The following is a 21,864-nucleotide window of genomic DNA, read 5'->3' as shown; positions in this document are numbered from 1 at the left end:
ATACTTGGTCGGAAATCCCCTTAAAAAAGGCGGGTCTTTCACCAATACAAAAAAGAACTCCTTATTTTTTCCATACACCTTTAAAAAAACGAATCCTTCCGCTATAAGCAATGGCTGACAACAATGGGATATACGCTATAGTCTATATCCACATTATAACGCTAAGATAGTAAATCTTTGATTTCCATGAATGAACGATTTGTTGCGGAGTATGATATTTAGCTCCATTTTGACATTCAAAGAGATGATTTTAAAATAGAGATGTAGATCTTTAATTTTCACGACCAATCTTTTTGCTATCTATATACGTCACCTTAAGACGCAATAACTCTAATTTTCGTTTTTAATCAGAGACCTCTATAAGCTATGAATAGAAAAACTTAATTATTTTTGAGCAATAACTATTGATTAGTTCTTACGCTCGCGTTTTTGTAACAAATCTAGATGTTGAACGACAAATACTATTGAAACAAGACGTTTTCAATATTAAAACACAACTCATACAATTGAAATTAACCACAAATCCCATAACACCAGAAGATTTAGAGGCTTTAAAGCAAGCAAAATCTAACATGCTAAATATTAGTTGGGCTATGCGTAACGTCAATAAAATTGGTGATACTGTAGAAACTGGGATGACTTTTATTCCAGAAAAAATAGTGGATAAAATACAAAGCTTGACGCAAAAAGCGTTGTTGAAAATTATTAAAGCCAACTTATTCACTATACAAAAAAACAAAACTTTTAAAAAGCCATCAAAAGTAACTTACAAAAGTATTGTAACTGGTAGTGGAGCACTTAGTGGTTTTTTTGGAGCCACCACAGGTTTTGGAACAGCCATTTTTGCTTCAGAATTAACAATCACTACTAAGTTTTTAATGCGTACCATTATGGATATTGCAAGAAGCGAAGGTGAAGATATTTATACACTTGAAGGTCAAATGGCATGTCTTGAAGTGTTTGCTTTAGGAGGCGATTCTAAAGATGATGATGGGCTAGAAACGAGTTATTATACAACACGTATTGCAATAAATTCGGCATTGAACAATGTGTCTGCAGCTGGTTTAAAAGTTGGATTAGAAACTTTAGTAAAAGGCGCAAGCACTTTAGGATCTGGTGCGTTGAGTAATTTTGTTTCTAAAATAGCGACGAGATTAAGTCTTTTAATCAGTGAGAAATTTTTAGCACAAGCTTTACCTATCGTTGGTGCCATTGGAGGCGGAAGTTTAAATTATGTATTTGTAGATCATTTTCAAAAAATGGCAACTGCACATTTTACCATAAAACGTTTAGAGCGTAATTATGGTGAAGCTATTGTGAAGTTAGCTTATGAAAACATTGTGATTTCAAAAGTGATTAAGAGCTAAATAAAAGATTTAGTCTTTTGTATACTATGATCTGTGGTTTTTGGTTGGTGCTTAATAAAAACTACACTTAAATTCTTCTTTTTGAAGTTTTATGTTTATAAATATTTTGGCGCGAGAAGCTTATCTTGTAGGCGTTATGAGAAGTCTAGTAAACACCATCCTTTTTAAGGACTTCAATAAATTTATCCATTAAAACTTCAGCACCTTCATGATTTAAATGAATTTTATCATTAAAGAGTTCTTTGCGATTGAGTAATGAATAATCAGTAGAAAAATCTATTAATTTTGCTCCAGTATCATTTGCTATTGATTTAACAGCATTTAAATAAGGTTGATTTACTTTCTCTAATATTGGAGGAACATAAACGTAAACGGTTGCTCCACTAGAAACAGCTCTTTCTAGAAATTTCACAAAATAAAATTTAGTATCATCAGAAATTTCATAGACTTCACCTTCGGGTAAGTTTATAGACTTTTGAATTTCAGTGAGTTCACTTATTGAAGGTAATGGTACGTAACCGTTTGAATTACCGCTTCTGCCATCAAAAATTCTTATGATTTGAGAATTATAAACATAACCTTGTAATGCAAGTTTTACAGCCTCTCTAGGATGTAATTCATCTACAACTTCTTTGACGTGTTCATTGTTATTATAATAAGGATACATTCGTGTTAAATACTCAGATCCTTCTTGAGTTAATTGGTAAGCGCTTATTAAAATGACTTTTGGTGTATGTTTTTCTAAAACGGTTTCAAGTAATGGATATTGATAATAAATACCACAGCCATCTGAGGCTAGATTATAACTTGATAACCCTGTTTCTTTGGTAACTTTATTGCTTATAAAACTATGAGATACTTCTGAAGCTCCAAAGAATAGAATATCATCATTATTATAATTAACAAAACCATAATTTGTGTTTTGCAGATTAATGTTTTTAGTTTCTAAATGAAAATCGCTAATGATGCTTCCTAAGAGGTAATCTGCAGCAAAAAGCAGTACTAGAAACACTAATAACTTTCCGATAAATATTTTCATGAAATTTAAAATTTAAAATAAATAAATTGACCACCATTTAAAATCCCAATCCATAGTATTAATAATGCCACACAGAGGTATGAACCTAATCTAATCACAAAGTGTTTATTATTAAATAGTAGCATTTTTTTAGGGAAATACTCATCTCTAAAATCACTTAATAGCAACATGAAAATCCCAATAGAAGCATAAGCTAAAGTTGTTTTGTCTAGAAAAAGACTACCTCTTTCTAGTATTACTTTTTCAAAAACGATTATAGAATCTTCAAAAGTTACAGCTCTACCAAATACTTGAGATATTGAAAATAGAAAATAAGTTAACCCAATTGAAAAAGCCACATAAAGAAAATTAGATTTTAAGCTATATCTATTTTCCATTTTTGTTTTTCTTTTATTCATTAATGCTTCAATACTTAAAAAAACACCTTGAAGCACACCCCAAACGACAAAGTTTAGAGTTGCACCATGCCATACACCACTTAGAACGAAAGTAACCATTAATGCAAGTACAATACCAGATACACCGTACCTCCTAAAACTAAAAGCTAAAGGTGTGTACACATAATCTGTAAGCCAAGTAATTAACGACATATGCCAACGCCTCCAAAACTCTGCCATTGATGTAGCAAAAAACGGTCGGTTAAAGTTATGCATGACATCTAATCCTAATATTTTAGAGACACCTATAGCAATTAATGAGTAACCACCTAAATCAGCATAAACTTGTATGGGATATAATAAGGATGTAAATAAAATAGTATCACCATTATGATGCGCTAAATTGCCATAAACTGCATCTACATAAATAGCCAAGCGATCTGCAACGACTAGTTTCATAAAATAACCCCAAAGCATCAATTTTAAGCCAATAGAAAAATTAGCGGGATTTAATTTTAAGTCTGATTTAAACTGAGGAATCATGTTTTTAGCACGTTCAATTGGACCAGAGAGTATTAATGGGAAAAATGAAATAAACAAAGCTACAATTCCAATATTCTTTTCAGCTTCTACCTCTTCATTATAAACATCTATTGTATACCCAATAGCCATAAACGTGTAGAAAGAGATCCCAACGGGAAGAAGAAACGTGATTTTTGGTAATACCCATCGTATTTCATAGAGGTCAAGTATGTTAAATATCCCATCATTTATTGCTGTAAAGTACTTAAAGAAAAACAATGGCAGCAAAACAATAGCGATATTGAGATACATGTATTTACTCTTCGTTTTGTCATCATTGACTTTGTCAATTAATCGTGTAAAAAAATAAGTAGATAGCGTTATTATAGCAGTTAGTAAACCAAATACAGGCTCAATATTTAAATAAAAGAAATAACTCGCTATCAATAAAGTTGCCCATCTATATTTTATGGGAGTGATATAAAATAGAAGAATTACAGCTGGAAAAAACAGTAAAAAATTAAGCGATGTAAATACCATGTATTAAGAAACTTATTGAAATATATAATAGGTGTAATAACTATTTAAAAATAATATCCTCTATTCGGGTTTGAACACTAATTGATTTTTGAAGTAATAATTTCAATTAAGGCACCAACATTTTTCATTTTATTAAGTTCTTTTAATTTAAACTTAATATCCAAGCCTTTTTCAATTTCAGAAATTAAAATCATATGGGTGAGAGAATCCCAATTATCAACATCATTAGCAGTTAATTCATCTGTTAAAACCAATGAATCCGCATCAAAAGTAGCTCGAAATATTGTAGTTAATCTGTCAATCAATTCTGGTTTGTCCATATTTTTATCATTTATAGTTTTTTGTTAGTATGTATTTTTTGTTTGAAGGTAAATAGTTTTCTATCTCTGTTTTTGTTGATTCTTTAGTGCCCACAACTTTAAATCCAGCTTTTTCATAAGTTTTTAAAGAAGGAACGTTACAGCTAAAAATTTGTGCCCAAACACTATTTACATCTGTGTTTTCATTTAATAATCTTGTGATGATCTCTTTATTCAGTATGCCAAGAAGTCTATTGCCACGAAACTCTTTTGCCACATAGCCAGCTCCTATTTGAATAGTTTTTGGTAAATATTCAACATGTAATTCCCTAATCATTTTATTGAGACTCATTGCTCTTTCAATGCATTCTTTGGGCAGTGTGTAATTAAGTAAATTACCTTTGATTAGAGTTGATGGAACATCCTCCGTACCTTCAACCCAAGCACTTAATGCAGCAGCAACTCTACCATTAGATTCTGCTACTATAAAACTTGACACCGATAATTCACAACCATCAATTTCTTCTTCAAGGATCTCAATAAGGTATTTACGCACATCTTCTTCTGATAAGCCAAATATTGTAGAATAGGATAATTTATCTGTACCACTTTTTTCAGCCTCTATAATGGTTTCAGCTAAAAAAGGCGCATCATTGACTGTAGCAGCTCTTATAATAAAATCACTCATCATTTCTTACTTTTTAAAACCGTATATCATTACACAAACAAATTTATCACTTGCTTTCTATCAACTTTATCACTTGTATTTAAAGGAAATTTCTCAAGATTATAAACCTTAGAAGGTACCATATACGATGGCAATATAGCTTTTAATGAATTCAAAATGGCATCTTTATCTAGATTATCTATTTCTAAACATAGGGCAATTTCATTACCTCCTGTTTGACCTTGATATATAAAAGCGACAGCGTTTTTACCACCAATAGATGCTCTAGCATGAAATTCAATTTCACCCAATTCAATTCTAAACCCTTGTATTTTAACCTGATTATCAAGTCGACCGAAATAGAGGAGATCATTATCCTTATCCTCTAAGCACAAATCCCCTGTTTTATAGAATTTCTTAGATTCACCGTTATAGTCGAGTATAATAAATGCTTCTTCATTACGCTCAGGGTTTTTCCAATAACCACTCGTAACTTGATTACCAGAAACATATAGTTCTCCTTTGTTTCCTTTTTCAACAACTTGTAAGTTTTCATCAAGTATGATAGTCTCTAACCCTTTAAAAGGCTTACCAATGGCGAGCATCCCGTTGGCGTCTTTTATCGTTTCATTTACTTTAACCTCATAATACACACAATAAATAGTTGCTTCAGTTGGGCCATAAAAATTAAAAATTTGGGCATTAGGAATACATTCAGCCCATTCCTTGACCAAATCAACAGGTGAGGCTTCGGCAGTAAGAATACAATACCTTAATTTTTTTAAATCAATTTCTTCAAAATAAGGTTTTAATAATCTAATCATACTTGGAGCAAAGACACCAAATGTCAATTCATGATCATCTAGTAGTCCAAACACATAGCTATACTTTATTTGGTCATGAGGTATTGTGTAAACACTTGCTCCATGAATAAGTGGAATTAAAAACGATTGTACTGAAACATCAAATGTTAAATCAAAACATTGCAAGCATTTATCAGTATGGTCTAATTCAAAGCCAGTATCTAAAAAAGCACTTACAAAGCTGTCTAAATTTTTAAATGATATTTGAACACCTTTTGGTTTCCCTGTGCTACCAGAAGTAAATAAAATATAAGCTAAAGAGTCATCTGAGATTTTTAAAATCTCAGTAGTTAATTCTAACGTTTCACATTCAATTGTTTTAACGACAAGAGAACTATCATATCCACTATTGAGACTAGAGTCTAAAACCTTTTTCAAATCTGCTTGATTAACAATATCTAAATTACGTTCAATAGGATATTTTGGATGTAGTGGCACATAGCCCATACCTTGCATCCAAATAGCGAAAATAGAGGCGTACGTTTCTAGATCATCATTAACAACAAGTCCAATTTTTTGGTCTACTAAATCAAGTGTATTTAAGAGTGTTCTTATTTTAGAAACTAACGTCCAAAAGTCGCCATAAGTGTAATGTGTTTCATTGATACAAAACGCATTGCGATCAGAAAACTGAGATGCCATTGTAGCGAATCTTTGAATAATATTTTTACTGAACATTAAAGTAGGTTTAGTTTAAAAGGAAGTATAAGTAAATGATTAACACCAAAATAAGGCATTTTAAAAATAATAAACAATTTTTTTAAAAAACAGTCGACTAAACATTAAAATATCAGTTGAACGAAATAGATCAAGCTTAAAAACTCGATTATCTGTGGGTTTTATTATAATCATGGTCTTCATGTCTCCTTTTCAAACGAATTCTAAACACTTCCTTACGAATTCTAGAAGCGTCCAAATTTTACCTAAGACTCAATATATCTTTGGAGTATCAAACAAATAGTATAACCCAAAAACAAAAATATTATGAGAACTTTAAAGAACACCCAAAACGAAAACAAAACACAAACAAGAGCATCTAAACTCTTTCAAGCAGTAATGATTTTAGCAATGTTATTTTTTGCGTCAGATATTTACGCTCAAAATAAAGAAGTAGAATTTGATGTCTATACCAATTCTGCAGCAAAAGCATCACAATACCTTTTAGGAAATGATGTTGCACTTAGAGATTGTGCTTCTGTACAATGTGAAAAATTAACAACTCTAAAAATTGGAACCAATGTAAGATTATTGGCAAAAAGCGAAATCGCACAAACCATTAATGGTATAACCAGTAGATTTTACAAGATAAAAATGGGGCCACAAGTAGGTTGGATTTGGGGAGGACTCATCTCACAAAAAACAATGGTAAGCCAAATGAATCCAGAAATTAAATTTGTGTTTGGAGAAGCAGGAGTAGATTACAAAGGTTATAAGCGTTTCCAAATTAGAGCTGTAAAAAACGGACAAGAAATAGATAAAATCTATGTAAAATCAGAGTCTTTAAACCACGATTTAGTGAGCATTATCAACAAACAAGACAATAAATATGGTACAGATGTGATTACACTTTGCAATCCAGATAGCGAAAGCTGTGACGTTACAAGTAGCAATTCTTACATTGTGTTTAAAAACGATAAATTGATGCAAACAACAACCTTGGTAGCTTTGCAAAAAATAGAATTACAACAAGAAAATTATGCAGTATCCTGCGAATTTGAAAACAAATAAAAAGTTAGTTAATTGATGTTTAGTGATTGTTTTTAGCGCTGTATCTCTTTATGAGTGCAGCGCTTTTTAATGAAACAGAAAATAGAAATACTAGAAGTATAAAAAATGCGTTCAAAATTGTAAGTTGCAAGTGCAAAAGAATTCCATATTGAAACCTAAAATAATATATAATCTCTTTCTTTTTTTCTTCGGAATTTTCTTCGGAAACCAATACGCAACAAATGCTCAAAACAAGCAGCTACAGTCATTAACCTTAGAAGATGGCTTACCGCAATCTCAAGTTTATGCCATAACTCAAGATGAAAAAGGGTATCTATGGTTGGGGACTCAAGGTGGTGGATTAGCTCGTTTTGATGGAAAAATTTTCAAGGTCTATAATGAAACCAACGGAATAGCATCAAATTACATAAACGCAATCCAATCTCAAAACGACACCTTATATATAGGAACCAAACGCGGACTCTCGATTAAGCTAAAACAAAAGTTCCTAAATATTGAAACTCCAGACGTTAATAAGATCTATTCGTTTAAAGGGCAAATGATATTGCTTACTGCAAAAGGAGTTTACTCAGTTGATAAAATAGGTGTAGTAAATAAAATAAATCTTGATCCAGAGATAGATGATTTTATAGTTAATGACTTGATTCATTTTGATAATAATTTTTGGGTAGCAACTCAAAATGGCCTTTGGAAATTTGATGGTCAAATATCGTCTCCAAAACATATTGAAAAACTAGAAAAAGGTGATTTCAAAACGATTGTTGGTTTCGAGAATAAAATGATAGCATCAACATTTAATGATGGAACCATAGTATTTGATTCTCGAGAATTTGATGACCAAATACTAATTAGAGAACCACTCAGGATTAATAGTGCCACGCTTATAAATAATCAACTTTGGATTGGAACGCAAAATGACGGTGTTTCTGTAATAGACACAAAATCGTGGTCAGAAAATTTGGTTCTTAATACAAGCAACGGTTTGTCTGTTCCTGTTGTGAAACAAGTTTTTAAAGACAAACAATCTAATATTTGGATTGCGACTTCAGGAGGCGGATTGTACAAATATTTTCAGAATAGTTTTAAACATTTTAATACTGAAACAGGCCTCAACGGAAATCGCGTCTATGCAGTTCATCATAGCAACAAAGCCATATGGATTTCAAATTCTGAAGCTGGCTTGATCAAAATTGATAATTATGGTGTTCATGATATTGATATTCCCGAAGCGTTTTCCGAAGTAAAAATTAAAACTATTGCTAGTGATAATAGTGGTAATATTTGGGCTGGATCAGATGGTAGAGGTGTGCTTTTTAAAGGAAAAACCATTAGAGACTCTATCGTAATTGATACCATTTTAAAGACAACGGTTAAACTTCCTAAGGAAATAAAAGTTACCAAAGTTCTTAGCACAGATAATGGGTTTCCATTTGATTGGATTAGAAAAATACAGGTTTCTAATAATGTTATTTACGCAGCAACGTATTCTAGCGGAATTGTGAAATTTAATTACAGTCCTAAAATAGATAGTTTAAAAGTATATAAAACCTATGCAAAAGCAGATGGTATTGAAGACCTTTATATTATGGACATGGTCAAAGACAATGAAAACCGTTTATGGTATGCGACCAAAAATGGTCATTTAGGGTATGTTTTTAATGACAAAGTCACACATTTAGGTCGCATTTTAGAGCAAAATGTGCAGATCAACTCTATAGTTTTTAAAAACGAAACCCTTTATTTGGGTACAGCAGGAAAAGGGGTTTGGTGGTCTAATGACGAAAATTTCAGCTCGTTTAAGAAATTAGAAGGTGTAAAAAAAGGGGCTTCAGAAAACATATATCAACTCATTTTTGATGACCAAGATTATCTTTGGGTTGGAACAGAGCGTGGTGTTGATAAACTAGAATTAGATAAAGATAATATTATAAAAGATGCTTTTTTCTTCGGAAGAAATGACGGATTTCTAGGAATAGAAACGTGTTTAAATGCAGTTGATAAAGATGATAATGGTCATTTATGGTTTGGAGCGCTTTTTGGATTGACAGAATACCAGCCAACAGATATTATTCAAGATACCGAAAAACCCAAACTCTTTTTAGAGGACGTTAAAGTGGAGTTCCAAAGCATAGATTCTCTTGATTTTTCGGTTTGGACGAATTCTAAAAATATTTTAAAACTGAGTCCTGATCAAAAACAAATGAGTTTTTCATTTAAAACAGTGGATTTAGACCACCCAAACGGAGTGGAATACCGTTATAAATTAAATGATAATGATTGGAGTCCTTGGTCAAAAAATAATATTCAGGATTTACCAGAGCTTAATTTTGGAGCTCATGACTTTTATGTGCAGTCGAGAAACCATCGTTGGAAGGAGAGTGAACCGCTTAAGTTTTCGTTTTTTATTGAAAGTCCGTTGCATAAAAAACCATGGTTTCAATGGTTGCTAATTGGAGTTGCGATTTTAGTACTTGCCTTTTTAGTGTATCAATATATTAAGCGTTTGAAACGGAGAAATTCCGAAGATAAAAAAAGACTAGAATTAGAGAATCATTTGCTGACCTTGGAGCAAAAGGCGTTGCGTTTGCAAATGAATCCGCATTTTATTTTCAATGTCCTCAATGGCATAAAAGCGATGGCTCCAACAAAGCCAGAGAAAATGAATGAAACGGTTAATAGCTTTGCGACGTTGTTACGAGAAACGTTGGTGAATTCTAGAAAAGATACGATAAGTTTAGATCAAGAAATAAAAACGATTCGTCATTATATAGAGGTAGAGCGCTTAATGGTAGAGAAACCGTTTGAGTATAAAATCGATTTAAAAACAGATTTAGATGCCGAAGAAATTTTAATTCCGCCAATGTTAATTCAACCTTTTGTGGAAAACGCGATTAGACATGGTATTTTAAAAGGACCACGAGAAGGTGAGCTAATAATAGAATTTACAAATAACGACGACTTTTTAAAAGTGACTATCATAGATAACGGTGTTGGAATTTTTAGTTCACAGCAACAAAAACCAAAAACAGATCACCAATCTATGGCATTAACGGTGACCAAGGAACGACTAGAATCTATCTCTGGCGCAAATGCTTTGGAAATGACAGAAATAAAATTAAAGGATGGCAGTATTGGTGGCACGACCATTGTATTTAAAATCCCATTAGAAACAGATTATTAATTATGCTAACAGCAATCATAGTAGAAGATATGAAGGACGCAATGGAGCTTTTAAAAAGCGACATAGAAATCCATCATCCAGACATAAAAATTATTAATACAGCGCAAAGTGTTGTAGAAGCAGCTAAAGTTCTTCGCAAGGTACAGCCAGACATATTATTCTTGGACATTATGCTGGGAGATGGTACTGGATTTGACGTGTTAGAGATTTTTCCGGAGTTAAAATCGAAAATCATTTTCGTCACAGCAAGTGATGAGTTTGCTATAAAAGCATTCAAATTTGCAGCAATAGATTATGTATTAAAACCTTATGCTCATAATGAATTGGCAGATGCTATAGAACGTGCAAAGCAACAAATACAGCCTAACAAGGAGCGTTTAACCATTTTGAAAGACACCTTAACTGCTCCAGATAAAAAACCAGATAGAATATCATTGCATACGCTTGATAAAATTATTATTGTCAATTTAGATGATATTGTACGTTGTGAGTCTGATAGTAATAACACGATGTTTCACCTTCAAGATGGTAAAAAGGTTTTTGTAACTAAAACTTTAAAATATTTTGCAGACTTACTTAAGCCAACAGGGTTTTTACGTATTCATCAGAGTCATTTGATAAACTTACAATATATAAGTGCTTTTATAAAAACTGATGGAGGTTATTTGATGCTTAAAAATGGAGAGAATGTTCCTGTATCTGTAAGAAAAAAGGCAGAAGTTATTGAAATATTAGATCAAATGCATCGTTAAAAAAAATGTTTTAAAAACCCAAAACATATTTATTACGTAAATATTTTGAATCTAATCAGCCTAGTAACAATTAATTAAAACTAAAAAAATGTTGAAATTCTTTAGATTATCGCAAAAAATCATATATTTGATTTTAATATAGATTTAACGTAAAACGCTGAAATCCTACCTTTCATCGATTATTTTTGCGTTTTATGGATGTTTTTTTGCTATTTAATTTTGTTGAGACCTTTTTTTTTATACATTTACACCATAATGAGAATACAAAATAAGAAAATCTTAGCCTCGATCTTATTTGTTTTAATAAGTTTTGTATGTGCTGCACAAGGAGGCGATCCGCCACCACCTATGCCTCCACCACCTCCAGGTTTACCTATTGATGGGTTTACTACTTTGGCTTTGGTTGTTGGTGCTTACTTCGGAATAAAGAAGACCATCCAGAATTCTAAAGAATAATTATAGTCTGTTTTCGTAGAGTTTTTGTATATATTTTCCCAAAACATCAAATTCTAAATTTATTTTAGAACCCTTTTTTAAGTGCTTAAAATTGGTATGCTCGTATGTGTAAGGAATTATTGCAACACTAAAATTGTTTTTTCCAGAGTTAACTACTGTTAAACTCACACCATTCACAGTTGCAGAACCTTTTTCAATAGTAACATTACCTAGCGTAATATCGTAGTTGAAGGTAAATAACCAACTTCCATTTTCTTCTTTGATGCTTTCACAAATCCCAATTTGATCAACATGACCTTGCACAATATGTCCATCTAAGCGATCACCTAGTTTCATTGCACGCTCTAAGTTTATAATATCTCCAACTTTTAAATCACCAATATTAGTTTTATCAATGGTTTCTTTAATGGCTGTAACCGTGTAATTATCTTCAGAAATAGCGACAACAGTTAAGCAAATTCCATTGTGAGCAACGCTTTGATCAATTTTTAATTCGTGAGTAATAGTACTTTTAACAGCTACATGTAAATTATCTTGTTCTTTATCAAGCTTTGTAACAATCCCTAAATCTTCAATAATACCTGTAAACATAGTGTCGAATAATTGGTTAAATTTGCAAGTATAAAATTACGTACAATTGATATATTCTATATGGAAAAAGATAAAAAAATAAAATTAGGGATTTCAATAGGAGACCTTAATGGAATTGGATCTGAAATTATACTCAAAACTTTTGAAGACAATAGAATGTTAGAGTTTTGTACACCTGTGATTTTTAGTTCGATCAAAACCATGTCTTTTTTCAAAAAACACTTTAATAGTAGTGTGAATTTTCATGGCATCAATCATACAGATCAAATTGTTGATGGAAAAATAAATGTAGTTAACGTTTGGAAAGAGAATGTCAATATTAATTTTGGCGAAGAAGATGTTAAGATTGGAGAATATTCAGTTAAATCATTAGAGGCAGCAACAAATGCTTTAAAAAATGATGCCATTGATGTTTTGGTTACTGCACCAATTAATAAACATAATATCCAATCAGATAGTTTTAAATTTCCAGGACATACCAATTATTTAGCTGAAAAATTAGGTGGAAAAAGTTTAATGTTCATGGTCACAGACACTTTAAAAGTTGGTTTGCTTACAGATCATGTGCCTGTAAAAGATGTGCCAAGTCAAATTACTGAAGAGCTTATTAATGAAAAGATTAATACCGTTTATAAATCTCTAGTACAAGATTTCAGAATTAGAAAACCTAAAATTGCAGTGTTAGGCATTAATCCACATGCAGGAGATAATGGAGTGATTGGTGAAGAAGATGATGCTGTTTTGAGACCAACATTAGAAGCTATAAAAGATAAAATGGTGTATGGACCATATTCTGCAGACAGCTTTTTTGGTTCAGGAAACTATAAAAACTTTGATGCTATAATAGCGTCTTACCACGATCAAGGCTTAATTCCTTTTAAAACAATAGCTTTTGGTCATGGTGTAAATTATACTGCTGGACTAAGTAAAGTAAGAACATCGCCAGATCATGGTACTGCATTTGAAATTGCAGGAAAAGGTGAAGCAGATAACGGTTCGTTTAAAGAAGCTGTATTTAAAGCTATAGAGATTTTTAAGAATAGACAAGAATATAATGAGTACTCTAAAAACCCTTTAAAAAAGTCGCCTAAACGTTTAGAAAAATCATCAAGATAAAGAGATTAATAGGTTATGAACATTTTTTGTTTATAACCATAGTTTAATTAATTAATATTTATATATTTGCAGGCTCAAAATGAATGCGATGATGAAGCCCTTAAAGGAATTTACAATACCATTTATTGGTCTTAAAGCTGAAAAGCACCATTTTGATTATCAGATTGATAAAAAGTTCTTTGAGTATTTTGAGTATGATGATTTTAATGATGTAGATATAAAAGCAGATTTGGTTTTTGAAAAGAAAACAACGTTTTTAGAATTATATTTTGAAATTTCAGGCAGTGTAAATGTAGACTGTGACATCACTAATGAGCCTTATGACCAAGTTGTTGAAGGTAAGTTTAAATTAATAGTGAAGTTTGGAGACGATTATAATGATGAATTTGAAGATATACTAATCATTCCTCATGGAGAATACGAACTTAATGTTGCACAATATATATATGAGTTAATCATATTATCAATGCCAGCAAAGAGAATTCATCCAGGAGTTGAGGATGGAACATTAGATTCAGACATACTTAAAAAGTTAGAAGAATTAAGTCCTAAAAGTTTAGGCGAAAAAGAAGAAACATCAGAGGAAACAGATCCTCGTTGGAATACATTAAAAAAACTATTAACGGATAAATAACATATAAAATGGCACATCCTAAGAGAAAAATATCGAAAACAAGAAGAGATAAAAGAAGAACACACTATAAAGCGTCTGTTCCTACTATAGCTACTTGTCCTACTACAGGAGAAGCACACCTTTATCATAGAGCTCATTGGCACGAAGGTAAACTGTATTACAGAGGTCAAGTATTGATTGACAACTCTGAAAAAGAAGAAAATTTAGCATAAGTATTATGCATGCATATAATAAAACGCTCATTCTTGGGCGTTTTTTTTATGTTTAATTTTTCAGAGTCTAAAAAAACCTTAATTTGCACGTTAATCGGCCAGGAATTAGTAAATTCATTAAAAATTCATCTTTTTTTTGCAAATTTCCTCTTTTTTTGAGTTGATATTAAAAATTTAATATGAGTAAAATCACAGCTGCGATTACAGGAGTAGGAGCCTATGTCCCTGAATATAAATTGACCAACCAAATATTGGAAACTTTGGTCGATACAAATGACGAGTGGATTACCAGTCGTACAGGTATTAAGGAACGTAGAATTCTTAAAGAAGAAGGAAAAGGAACTTCCTTTTTAGCAATTAAAGCAGCTCAAAATCTTATTGATAAAAAAGGAATCGATCCTAAAGACATAGAATTAGTAATTGTTGCAACCGCAACACCAGATATGAAAGCTGCCTCAACTGCAGCTTTTACTGCAACTGAGATTGGCGCAACTAATGCTTTTTCGTTTGATTTAGAAGCAGCTTGTTCTAGTTTTCTCTTCGGAATGTCTGTTGCATCAAGTTATATTGAGTCTGGAAAATACAAAAATGTCTTACTTATTGGAGCAGATAAAAATTCATCATTTATCAATTATAAAGATAGAGCAACATGCATTATCTTTGGTGATGGAGCTGGAGCAGTTTTGTTTGAGCCAAACCATGAAGGTCTAGGTCTTCAAGATGAGTTATTGAGAAGTAATGGAGAAGGACGTGAGTTTTTACAAGCCACATATGGAGGATCTTCGTATCCAATTACAGCAGATACATTTGCCGAAGGCAAACATTACGTATTTCAAGAAGGAAAAACAGTATTTAAAAATGCAGTTTTTAATATGGCAGATGTTACAGAGCGTATCATGAAACGAAACAATTTAACCAATGATGATATTTCATGGTTAGCAGCGCATCAAGCCAATAAAAGAATTATTGAAGCGACAGCAAATAGAGTGTCGTTAGATCCAGCTAAGGTGATGATGAATATTCATAAATATGGAAATACAACATCAGCAACCTTACCTTTACTTTTACACGATTACGAATCACAATTAAAAAAAGATGACAAGATAATTTTCGCAGCCTTTGGTGGCGGATTTACTTGGGGCTCAATTTATTTTAAATGGGCTTATAATTCATAACCAACTTTTTAACTAACTATTTAAAACGACTATTAATTATGGATATTAAAGAAATTCAGAACTTAATCAAGTTTGTAGCCAAATCTGGCGCAAGTGAGGTTAAATTAGAAATGGATGATATTAAAATTACCATTAGAACAGGTGGAGATGATAAAGGGGAATCAACGACCTACGTTCAACAAATACCTGTTAACCAAGCAGTAGCTCAAGCAATTCCTGCTGCAGCTCAAGCAGTAGCACCAGTAGTAGCAGAAGCAGTAGCTGCAGCTGCAGAAGATTCAAAATATATAACTATTAAATCACCAATCATTGGTACATTTTATCGTAAGCCATCTCCAGACAAACCTATGTTTGTTGAAGTAGGAACTTCAATCGGAGAAGGTGACGTACTTTGTGTTATAGAAGCGATGAAATTATTTAATGAAATCGAATCTGAAGTATCAGGAAAAATCGTTAAAATTTTAGTGGATGATGCTTCTCCAGTAGAATTTGATCAACCATTATTTTTAGTTGATCCATCATAACCAAATTTAAAGTTCCAAAATACAATTCTTTTATTATTAGGAATTTGGGATTTGAAATTTTAAATACAAAACAGTTATGTTTAAAAAAATATTAATAGCTAATAGAGGGGAAATAGCACTACGTGTTATTAGAACCTGTAAAGAAATGGGCATCAAAACTGTAGCTGTATATTCTACAGCAGATGCAGAAAGTTTACATGTTAAATTTGCTGACGAGGCAGTTTGTATTGGTCCTCCTGCAAGTAGCGAATCTTACCTTAAAATATCAAATATCATTGCAGCAGCAGAAATTACAAATGCTGATGCTATTCATCCTGGATACGGATTTTTATCAGAAAATGCTAAATTTTCAAAAATCTGTGAAGAGCATGACATCAAATTTATTGGTGCATCTCCAGAAATGATTGATAGAATGGGAGACAAGGCAAATGCAAAATCTACAATGATTGAAGCAGGTGTACCTTGTGTGCCAGGAAGTGAAGGCGTTATAGAAGATTTTGAAGATTGCAAAAAAGTAGCCCTAGAAACCGGTTATCCAGTAATGCTTAAAGCATCTGCAGGTGGTGGTGGAAAAGGAATGCGTGCAGTTTGGAAACCAGAAGACTTACAAAATGCATGGGAATCTGCAAGAGCAGAATCTAAAGCAGCCTTTGGAAACGACGATATGTACATGGAAAAACTCATTGAAGAGCCACGTCACATCGAAATTCAAATTGTTGGAGATTCAACAGGTAAGGCTTGTCATTTATCAGAAAGAGATTGCTCTATACAAAGACGTCACCAGAAATTAACCGAAGAAGTTCCGTCACCTTTTATGACAAAAGCTTTGCGTAAAAAAATGGGTGAAGCTGCAGTTAAAGCTGCCGAATATATTAAATATGAAGGCGCAGGAACTGTAGAATTTTTGGTAGATAAACACCGTAATTTCTACTTCATGGAAATGAATACTCGTATCCAGGTAGAGCATCCAATTACAGAGCAAGTTATTGATTTTGATTTAATTAGAGAGCAAATATTAGTAGCTGCAGGTGTTCCAATTTCAGGAAAAAATTATTTACCACAACTACATTCTATCGAGTGTCGTATCAATGCAGAGGATCCTTTTAATGATTTTAGACCATCACCAGGACGCATCACAACATTGCATGCTCCAGGAGGTCATGGTGTACGTTTAGATACGCATGTTTACGCAGGTTATGTGATTCCGCCAAACTACGATTCAATGATTGCAAAGTTGATTACCACTGCGCAAACTCGTGAGGAAGCGATCAATAAAATGAAACGTGCCTTAGACGAATTCGTAATTGAAGGTATTAAAACAACAATTCCTTTTCATAGGCAGTTGATGGATCATCCAGATTATTTAGCGGGAAATTATACCACTAAATTTATGGAAGATTTTGTAATGCAACCTATCGAAGAAGATTAAAATAGCAACTCCGAAATTAACGTTTCGGAGTTTTTTTATGCTGTTTCCCTTTTCCGCAGAAAGCTCCAAAGTGTCAGGCTCTCGTGGCTCGCTCTCTACGAGGAGCTCAAACAAACCACTTCATCCTTAACAGAGGTGAAAACCAAGGAGCACATCGCCTTTTTTGAGTTTTAGCAATCCAAAAATCACTATTTTTACTCAATAACCTAACAAACTACATCTTTGAATTTAAGTTACTGGGAAATAAAATCATGGCTCACCAATATTGATTACACCATTGTTGGTAGCGGTATCGTTGGACTCAATTGTGCATTACAACTTAAAAAACGTTTTCCTACATCTAAAATTCTAATTCTAGAAAAAGGAATGTTGCCACAAGGTGCAAGTACAAAAAATGCTGGATTTGCTTGTTTTGGGAGCTTAAGTGAAATTATAGATGATCTTAAAACACACTCAGAAGAAGACGTGTTTGATCTCGTAAAAAAACGGATTGATGGTTTGCGATTATTGAGAGAAACTTTAGGTGATTCAATAATAGATTATCAGGAGCTTGGAGGTTTCGAGTTGTTTACTAATACAGATTTATTAGAGCGATGTCAAGCTAAAAAAGAAGATATAAATTCGCTATTAAAACCACTTTTTAAAGAAGATGTATTTAGTTTTAAGTCTAATCCTTTTGGTTTTCAAAATTGTAATAATACTTTAGGGTTTAATCAATTTGAAGGTCAAATTGATACCGGGAAAATGATGGTGTCATTGACACAATTAGTATTGAGTGCAGGTATAAAAATTATAAATAGTATTACTGTCGAATCTTTTTCGGAATCACAGAATTCAGTAAAAATAAAAACAGATCAATTTGAGTTTTCTTCTTCAAAGCTATTAATTGCAACAAATGGATTTGCTTCAAGTTTAGATATTTCCGAAGTAAAACCAGCTAGAGCACAAGTGTTGATTACAAAACCCATAAAGGATTTACATATTAAAGGCACTTTTCATTTAGATGAAGGTTATTATTATTTTAGAAATATTGACAATAGAATCCTTTTTGGAGGTGGTCGAAACTTAGATTTCAATGGTGAAGAAACTACAGAGTTATCTCAAACCGAACTCATTCAAAATAAACTTGAAGAACTTTTAAAATCAACAATTTTACCAAGCACACCTTTCGAAATTGACCATCGTTGGAGCGGGATTATGGGAGTTGGTCAACAAAAGAAACCAATCGTAAAACGAATTAGTAATAATGTCTATTGTGGAGTTCGTCTTGGCGGAATGGGTGTTGCTATTGGCAGTTTAATTGGAAAAGATTTAGCAAATCTATTATAGTTTAACCATGAAATTTATAAAACGCTTCTTCAGATTTGTGTTCAAAACCTTGTTTTGGCTTTTCGTGTTTTCTATAGTCATCGTAGTTGTTTTTAAATGGGTTCCTGTACCAATAACACCTTTAATGGTGATTAAAAATATAGAGCAAACCGATGAAAGTAAAAAAGGTTGGGAGCATGATTGGGTAGCTATTGAAGATATTTCTAAGAATTTACAGCTCGCAGTGATTTGTAGTGAAGACCAAAACTTTTTAAAACATCATGGTTTTGATGTTAAAGCAATTGAAAAAGCTTACGAAAACAATAAAAAAGGGAAGCGTTTAAAAGGTGCAAGTTCTATAAGTCAGCAAACCGCAAAAAACATATTTCTTTGGCCACAGCGTAGTTATTTACGTAAAGGTTTAGAAACTTATTTCACGTTCTTAATCGAGTTGATTTGGAGTAAAGAACGCATCATGGAAGTTTATCTCAATAGTATTGAAATGGGTCCAGGAATTTATGGGGCAGAAGCTGCATCACAATATTGGTTTAAAAAATCGGCAGCTAGTTTAACTAAATACCAAGCTTCGGCAATTGCAGCAATTTTACCAAGCCCAATGAGATATAAAGCCAATCCTGCAACATCTTATATTGAAGGTCGAAAGACATGGATTGTCAAACAAATGAATTATTTTGGACCATTAAATTACCAAACACGCGATGACAAAGACGAATAATATCAAACAAGACTTGTATAGCCAATGTCTCACATTTGTTGATAATCGCTTACAAACGATTCAAAATACGATTAGTGAAATTCAAGAATCATTAACGTCAGAAACTAAAAGTTCTGCAGGTGATAAGCACGAAACTGGTCGCGCTATGTTGCATATCGAAAGAGAAAAAGCGGGACAGCAGTTAGCAGAGATTCAAAAAATTAACCAAGCACTCACTAAAATTAATGTTTCTGAGACTTCGGAAATCGTTGTACTAGGAAGTATTGTCTTCACAACTCAAGCTAATTATTTTGTAGCTGTAAGCGCAGGAGAAATAACAACATCTAGTGATAAGTTCTATGCCATTTCTGCGATTACACCAATTGCTCAATTGCTCTTAGGGAAAAAGAGTGGTGATGATATTCAATTTAGAGATCAAGTTTTCAAAATTATTAAGGTTATCTAATTCAATCTAAATCAATTTCGGCTTATCTTTAAGAAAAAGATTAGAAACGACATTGAATACTATTTCCTCAACTTTTGACATTATTATAGTTGGAGGTGGATTGGCTGGCTTGTCTAGCTCAATTCACTTATCAAAAGAGAATTTGAGGGTTTTAGTTATTGAGAAAAATAACTATCCTAAACATAAGGTTTGTGGTGAATATATCTCTAATGAAGTTCTGCCATACTTAGAGTTTTTAGATATTGATGTGTTTAAACTAGGTGCTAAAAAGATTAATAAATTTCAACTATCTACAACCAAAGGACAGCTGATTTCAGCAGATTTACCTTTAGGTGGTTTTGGGATTAGCAGGTTTTGTCTAGATGAAGCTTTGGCAAATAAGGCTATTGAAAATGGAGTTGAGATGCTTCAGGATACGGTTGAGGATATTCAGTTTTCTAATGATTCATTTTCTGTAGAAACAAAAAGCAGAAAAACATTCAAAGCTAAAATAGTTATTGGTGCTTACGGTAAACGTGCAAACCTCGATGTAAAGCTTGATCGTAAATTCATAAAAACGAAGTCGCCTTATTTAGCGGTAAAAACGCACGTAAAAGGTGATTTTCCAAATGATTTAGTGGCACTTCATAATTTTGAAGGTGGTTATTGTGGTGTTTCTAAAGTAGAGGACGACAGTATTAATTTGTGTTATATCACGAATTTTAAATCGTTTAAAAAATATAAAGATATTGATGAATTTCAAGAGAAAGTAGTTTTTAATAATGAGCATTTAAGAGCTATTTTTAGTGAGACAACTCCAGTTTTTGAGAAACCATTGACGATTAGTCAGATTTCCTTTGAAGATAAAAAGCCAGTAGAAAACCATATCATTATGTGTGGAGATACTGCTGCATTGATTCATCCGCTTTGTGGCAACGGGATGAGTATGGCAATTAGAAGTGCTCAAATAGCATCTGATTTGATTATTGATTTTTTTAATTCGGAAACTCCTAACAGAGAAGCCTTAGAAAAGCAGTATCTTAGAGAATGGAACGCAGCATTTAAATCCCGTTTAAAAACTGGTCATGTTGTGGCAGATTTTTTTAATCAACCTAAAATTTCCGAAGTCATGATGCAAGCCCTAAAATGGTTTCCTGGTATTTTACCTCATATTATAAAACGAACCCATGGAAAATTAATAAAAGTCAAATGAGTCTGTTAGTCAGTACAAAATATAGAAGCGAGGAAGAAGAAATCATGGATGATTTAGACTATAACGGTCCAATACTTCATGATGCGTTAGATAAATTGGCAAAGATCAATCAATGGTTAGGTGGAAACATAGTTACCATCAATGGACTCAAAAAAGCACTTAATAATCTCGATAAAAGCAAACCAATTACAATAATAGATTTAGGTTGTGGTGGTGGAGATATTTTGAGAGACGTATCCCGTTTTGGAACACAAAATGGTTATCAATTTAAACTGATTGGAGTTGATGCGAATCACCATACTGTAAATTATGCGGAGTCGTTATCGAAAGACTATAACAATGTTGAATTTAAAGCGATTGATATTTTCTCTAGAGATTTTGAAGATCTAGAATACGATTTAGTATTAACGACTTTATTTCTCCATCATTTTAAGGAAGATGCGTTGGTGACATTTTTAAAACCTGTTTTAGAAAAAGCCAAGTTAGGAATAGTGGTTAACGATTTACATAGGCATAAGTTGGCTTATTATTTATTTAAGCTTTTGTGTACGACTTTTAAAAACAAAACGATTGTAGAAGACGGATTAACCTCAGTTTTAAGAGGTTTTAAACGCAACGAATTAGAGGATATATCACAACAGTTAAATGCAAACTATCAATTGCGTTGGAAATGGGCTTTCCGTTTTCAATGGATTTTGAAGCAAAAATAAT

22 protein-coding genes are annotated in these 21,864 nt (G+C 32.5%); 16 read left to right on the top strand and 6 right to left on the bottom strand.

The annotated features are described in order from the left end of the window. Positions 1 to 464: 464 nt before the first annotated feature. On the top strand, positions 465 to 1,367 hold the full coding sequence (locus tag IM744_RS14095; RefSeq protein WP_194508781.1) for an EcsC family protein: 903 nt from the start codon (positions 465 to 467) through the stop codon (positions 1,365 to 1,367). Positions 1,368 to 1,512: 145 nt separating this feature from the next. On the opposite strand, the gene IM744_RS14090 is transcribed toward IM744_RS14095, so the two are convergent. The 5 genes from IM744_RS14090 to IM744_RS14070 form a co-directional block, all read right to left on the bottom strand. Next, the gene (locus IM744_RS14090) at positions 1,513 to 2,406 is read right to left on the bottom strand and encodes an SGNH/GDSL hydrolase family protein (protein ID WP_194508780.1); all 894 of its coding nucleotides are present in this window, start codon (positions 2,404 to 2,406) and stop codon (positions 1,513 to 1,515) included. Positions 2,407 to 2,411: 5 nt separating this feature from the next. Continuing rightward, positions 2,412 to 3,845, bottom strand: a complete 1,434-nt coding sequence (locus IM744_RS14085) for an MBOAT family O-acyltransferase (RefSeq protein WP_194508779.1) — start codon at positions 3,843 to 3,845, stop codon at positions 2,412 to 2,414. Between the two features lie 77 nt (positions 3,846 to 3,922). Further along, the gene (locus IM744_RS14080; RefSeq protein ID WP_194508778.1) at positions 3,923 to 4,165 is read right to left on the bottom strand and encodes an acyl carrier protein; all 243 of its coding nucleotides are present in this window, start codon (positions 4,163 to 4,165) and stop codon (positions 3,923 to 3,925) included. Between the two features lie 7 nt (positions 4,166 to 4,172). Continuing rightward, positions 4,173 to 4,832 carry a GNAT family N-acetyltransferase gene (locus tag IM744_RS14075; protein WP_194508777.1) on the bottom strand — a complete coding sequence of 220 codons (660 nt, stop codon included), beginning with the start codon at positions 4,830 to 4,832 and terminating at the stop codon, positions 4,173 to 4,175. 29 nt (positions 4,833 to 4,861) lie between these two features. Further along, positions 4,862 to 6,352, bottom strand: coding sequence for an AMP-binding protein (locus IM744_RS14070; protein WP_194508776.1), 1,491 nt, complete (start codon positions 6,350 to 6,352; stop codon positions 4,862 to 4,864). A 306-nt stretch (positions 6,353 to 6,658) separates the two neighbouring features. Here IM744_RS14070 and IM744_RS14065 point away from each other — a divergent pair, with 306 nt between their 5' ends. The 4 genes from IM744_RS14065 (at position 6,659) to IM744_RS14050 (ending at position 11,791) form a co-directional block, all read left to right on the top strand. Beyond that, positions 6,659 to 7,402 (top strand): hypothetical protein, encoded by a 744-nt coding sequence (locus tag IM744_RS14065; protein ID WP_194508775.1) that lies wholly within the window; start codon positions 6,659 to 6,661, stop codon positions 7,400 to 7,402. A 148-nt stretch (positions 7,403 to 7,550) separates the two neighbouring features. Next, positions 7,551 to 10,583, top strand: a complete 3,033-nt coding sequence (locus IM744_RS14060; RefSeq protein WP_194508774.1) for a sensor histidine kinase — start codon at positions 7,551 to 7,553, stop codon at positions 10,581 to 10,583. A gap of 2 nt (positions 10,584 to 10,585) precedes the next feature. Then, positions 10,586 to 11,335 carry a LytR/AlgR family response regulator transcription factor gene (locus IM744_RS14055; protein WP_194508773.1) on the top strand — a complete coding sequence of 250 codons (750 nt, stop codon included), beginning with the start codon at positions 10,586 to 10,588 and terminating at the stop codon, positions 11,333 to 11,335. A gap of 255 nt (positions 11,336 to 11,590) precedes the next feature. Further along, positions 11,591 to 11,791 (top strand): hypothetical protein, encoded by a 201-nt coding sequence (locus IM744_RS14050; RefSeq protein ID WP_194508772.1) that lies wholly within the window; start codon positions 11,591 to 11,593, stop codon positions 11,789 to 11,791. On the opposite strand, the gene IM744_RS14045 is transcribed toward IM744_RS14050, so the two are convergent. Continuing rightward, a complete protein-coding gene (locus IM744_RS14045; protein ID WP_194508771.1) occupies positions 11,792 to 12,382 on the bottom strand; it encodes a riboflavin synthase in 591 nt (196 codons plus the stop codon). Positions 12,383 to 12,442: 60 nt separating this feature from the next. Between IM744_RS14045 and pdxA the strand changes: the two genes are divergently transcribed. The 11 genes from pdxA (at position 12,443) to IM744_RS13990 (ending at position 21,863) form a co-directional block, all read left to right on the top strand. Further along, positions 12,443 to 13,498, top strand: coding sequence for a 4-hydroxythreonine-4-phosphate dehydrogenase PdxA (pdxA, locus tag IM744_RS14040; protein ID WP_194508770.1), 1,056 nt, complete (start codon positions 12,443 to 12,445; stop codon positions 13,496 to 13,498). 91 nt (positions 13,499 to 13,589) lie between these two features. Further along, positions 13,590 to 14,132, top strand: a complete 543-nt coding sequence (locus IM744_RS14035; protein WP_194508803.1) for a YceD family protein — start codon at positions 13,590 to 13,592, stop codon at positions 14,130 to 14,132. A gap of 8 nt (positions 14,133 to 14,140) precedes the next feature. Further along, positions 14,141 to 14,344, top strand: coding sequence for a 50S ribosomal protein L32 (gene rpmF / locus IM744_RS14030; protein ID WP_040279531.1), 204 nt, complete (start codon positions 14,141 to 14,143; stop codon positions 14,342 to 14,344). A 179-nt stretch (positions 14,345 to 14,523) separates the two neighbouring features. Beyond that, positions 14,524 to 15,519 (top strand): beta-ketoacyl-ACP synthase III, encoded by a 996-nt coding sequence (locus IM744_RS14025; protein ID WP_194508769.1) that lies wholly within the window; start codon positions 14,524 to 14,526, stop codon positions 15,517 to 15,519. 38 nt (positions 15,520 to 15,557) lie between these two features. Beyond that, complete coding sequence (gene accB, locus IM744_RS14020) at positions 15,558 to 16,043, top strand: acetyl-CoA carboxylase biotin carboxyl carrier protein (protein ID WP_194508768.1); 486 nt, start codon at positions 15,558 to 15,560, stop codon at positions 16,041 to 16,043. A gap of 76 nt (positions 16,044 to 16,119) precedes the next feature. After that, on the top strand, positions 16,120 to 17,472 hold the full coding sequence (accC, locus tag IM744_RS14015) for an acetyl-CoA carboxylase biotin carboxylase subunit (protein WP_194508767.1): 1,353 nt from the start codon (positions 16,120 to 16,122) through the stop codon (positions 17,470 to 17,472). A 222-nt stretch (positions 17,473 to 17,694) separates the two neighbouring features. Next, entirely contained in the window at positions 17,695 to 18,801 is a 1,107-nt protein-coding gene (locus IM744_RS14010) for an NAD(P)/FAD-dependent oxidoreductase (RefSeq protein ID WP_194508766.1), read from the top strand. Between the two features lie 7 nt (positions 18,802 to 18,808). Next, positions 18,809 to 19,516 (top strand): monofunctional biosynthetic peptidoglycan transglycosylase, encoded by a 708-nt coding sequence (gene mtgA / locus IM744_RS14005; protein WP_194508765.1) that lies wholly within the window; start codon positions 18,809 to 18,811, stop codon positions 19,514 to 19,516. Continuing rightward, the gene (locus IM744_RS14000) at positions 19,500 to 19,961 is read left to right on the top strand and encodes a 3-oxoacyl-ACP synthase (protein ID WP_194508764.1); all 462 of its coding nucleotides are present in this window, start codon (positions 19,500 to 19,502) and stop codon (positions 19,959 to 19,961) included. Before mtgA ends, IM744_RS14000 begins: the two co-directional genes overlap by 17 nt. A 61-nt stretch (positions 19,962 to 20,022) precedes the next feature. Beyond that, on the top strand, positions 20,023 to 21,153 hold the full coding sequence (locus tag IM744_RS13995) for an NAD(P)/FAD-dependent oxidoreductase (RefSeq protein WP_194508802.1): 1,131 nt from the start codon (positions 20,023 to 20,025) through the stop codon (positions 21,151 to 21,153). Further along, positions 21,150 to 21,863, top strand: coding sequence for a methyltransferase domain-containing protein (locus IM744_RS13990; protein ID WP_194508763.1), 714 nt, complete (start codon positions 21,150 to 21,152; stop codon positions 21,861 to 21,863). Before IM744_RS13995 ends, IM744_RS13990 begins: the two co-directional genes overlap by 4 nt. Position 21,864 lies beyond the last annotated feature (1 nt).

The organism is Psychroserpens luteus (genome assembly GCF_015319355.1).
Classification (GTDB): Bacteria; Bacteroidota; Bacteroidia; order Flavobacteriales; family Flavobacteriaceae; genus Psychroserpens; species Psychroserpens luteus.
This window is presented reverse-complemented; position numbering and strand designations above follow the sequence as displayed.

What these genes read in the sequence shown, in the direction of transcription:
- rpmF (WP_040279531.1), top strand. Translation starts at nt 14,141, where the DNA reads ATGGCACATCCTAAGAGAAAAATATCGAAAACAAGAAGAGATAAAAGA.
- accC (WP_194508767.1), top strand. Translation starts at nt 16,120, where the DNA reads ATGTTTAAAAAAATATTAATAGCTAATAGAGGGGAAATAGCACTACGT.
- IM744_RS14035 (WP_194508803.1), top strand. Translation starts at nt 13,590, where the DNA reads ATGAAGCCCTTAAAGGAATTTACAATACCATTTATTGGTCTTAAAGCT.
- IM744_RS14075 (WP_194508777.1), bottom strand. Translation starts at nt 4,832, where the DNA reads ATGAGTGATTTTATTATAAGAGCTGCTACAGTCAATGATGCGCCTTTT.
- IM744_RS14090 (WP_194508780.1), bottom strand. Translation starts at nt 2,406, where the DNA reads ATGAAAATATTTATCGGAAAGTTATTAGTGTTTCTAGTACTGCTTTTT.
- IM744_RS14050 (WP_194508772.1), top strand. Translation starts at nt 11,591, where the DNA reads ATGAGAATACAAAATAAGAAAATCTTAGCCTCGATCTTATTTGTTTTA.
- pdxA (WP_194508770.1), top strand. Translation starts at nt 12,443, where the DNA reads ATGGAAAAAGATAAAAAAATAAAATTAGGGATTTCAATAGGAGACCTT.
- IM744_RS14070 (WP_194508776.1), bottom strand. Translation starts at nt 6,352, where the DNA reads ATGTTCAGTAAAAATATTATTCAAAGATTCGCTACAATGGCATCTCAG.
- IM744_RS14000 (WP_194508764.1), top strand. Translation starts at nt 19,500, where the DNA reads ATGACAAAGACGAATAATATCAAACAAGACTTGTATAGCCAATGTCTC.
- IM744_RS14065 (WP_194508775.1), top strand. Translation starts at nt 6,659, where the DNA reads ATGAGAACTTTAAAGAACACCCAAAACGAAAACAAAACACAAACAAGA.
- IM744_RS14085 (WP_194508779.1), bottom strand. Translation starts at nt 3,845, where the DNA reads ATGGTATTTACATCGCTTAATTTTTTACTGTTTTTTCCAGCTGTAATT.
- IM744_RS13990 (WP_194508763.1), top strand. Translation starts at nt 21,150, where the DNA reads ATGAGTCTGTTAGTCAGTACAAAATATAGAAGCGAGGAAGAAGAAATC.
- IM744_RS14055 (WP_194508773.1), top strand. Translation starts at nt 10,586, where the DNA reads ATGCTAACAGCAATCATAGTAGAAGATATGAAGGACGCAATGGAGCTT.
- IM744_RS14045 (WP_194508771.1), bottom strand. Translation starts at nt 12,382, where the DNA reads ATGTTTACAGGTATTATTGAAGATTTAGGGATTGTTACAAAGCTTGAT.
- IM744_RS14025 (WP_194508769.1), top strand. Translation starts at nt 14,524, where the DNA reads ATGAGTAAAATCACAGCTGCGATTACAGGAGTAGGAGCCTATGTCCCT.
- IM744_RS14080 (WP_194508778.1), bottom strand. Translation starts at nt 4,165, where the DNA reads ATGGACAAACCAGAATTGATTGACAGATTAACTACAATATTTCGAGCT.
- accB (WP_194508768.1), top strand. Translation starts at nt 15,558, where the DNA reads ATGGATATTAAAGAAATTCAGAACTTAATCAAGTTTGTAGCCAAATCT.
- mtgA (WP_194508765.1), top strand. Translation starts at nt 18,809, where the DNA reads ATGAAATTTATAAAACGCTTCTTCAGATTTGTGTTCAAAACCTTGTTT.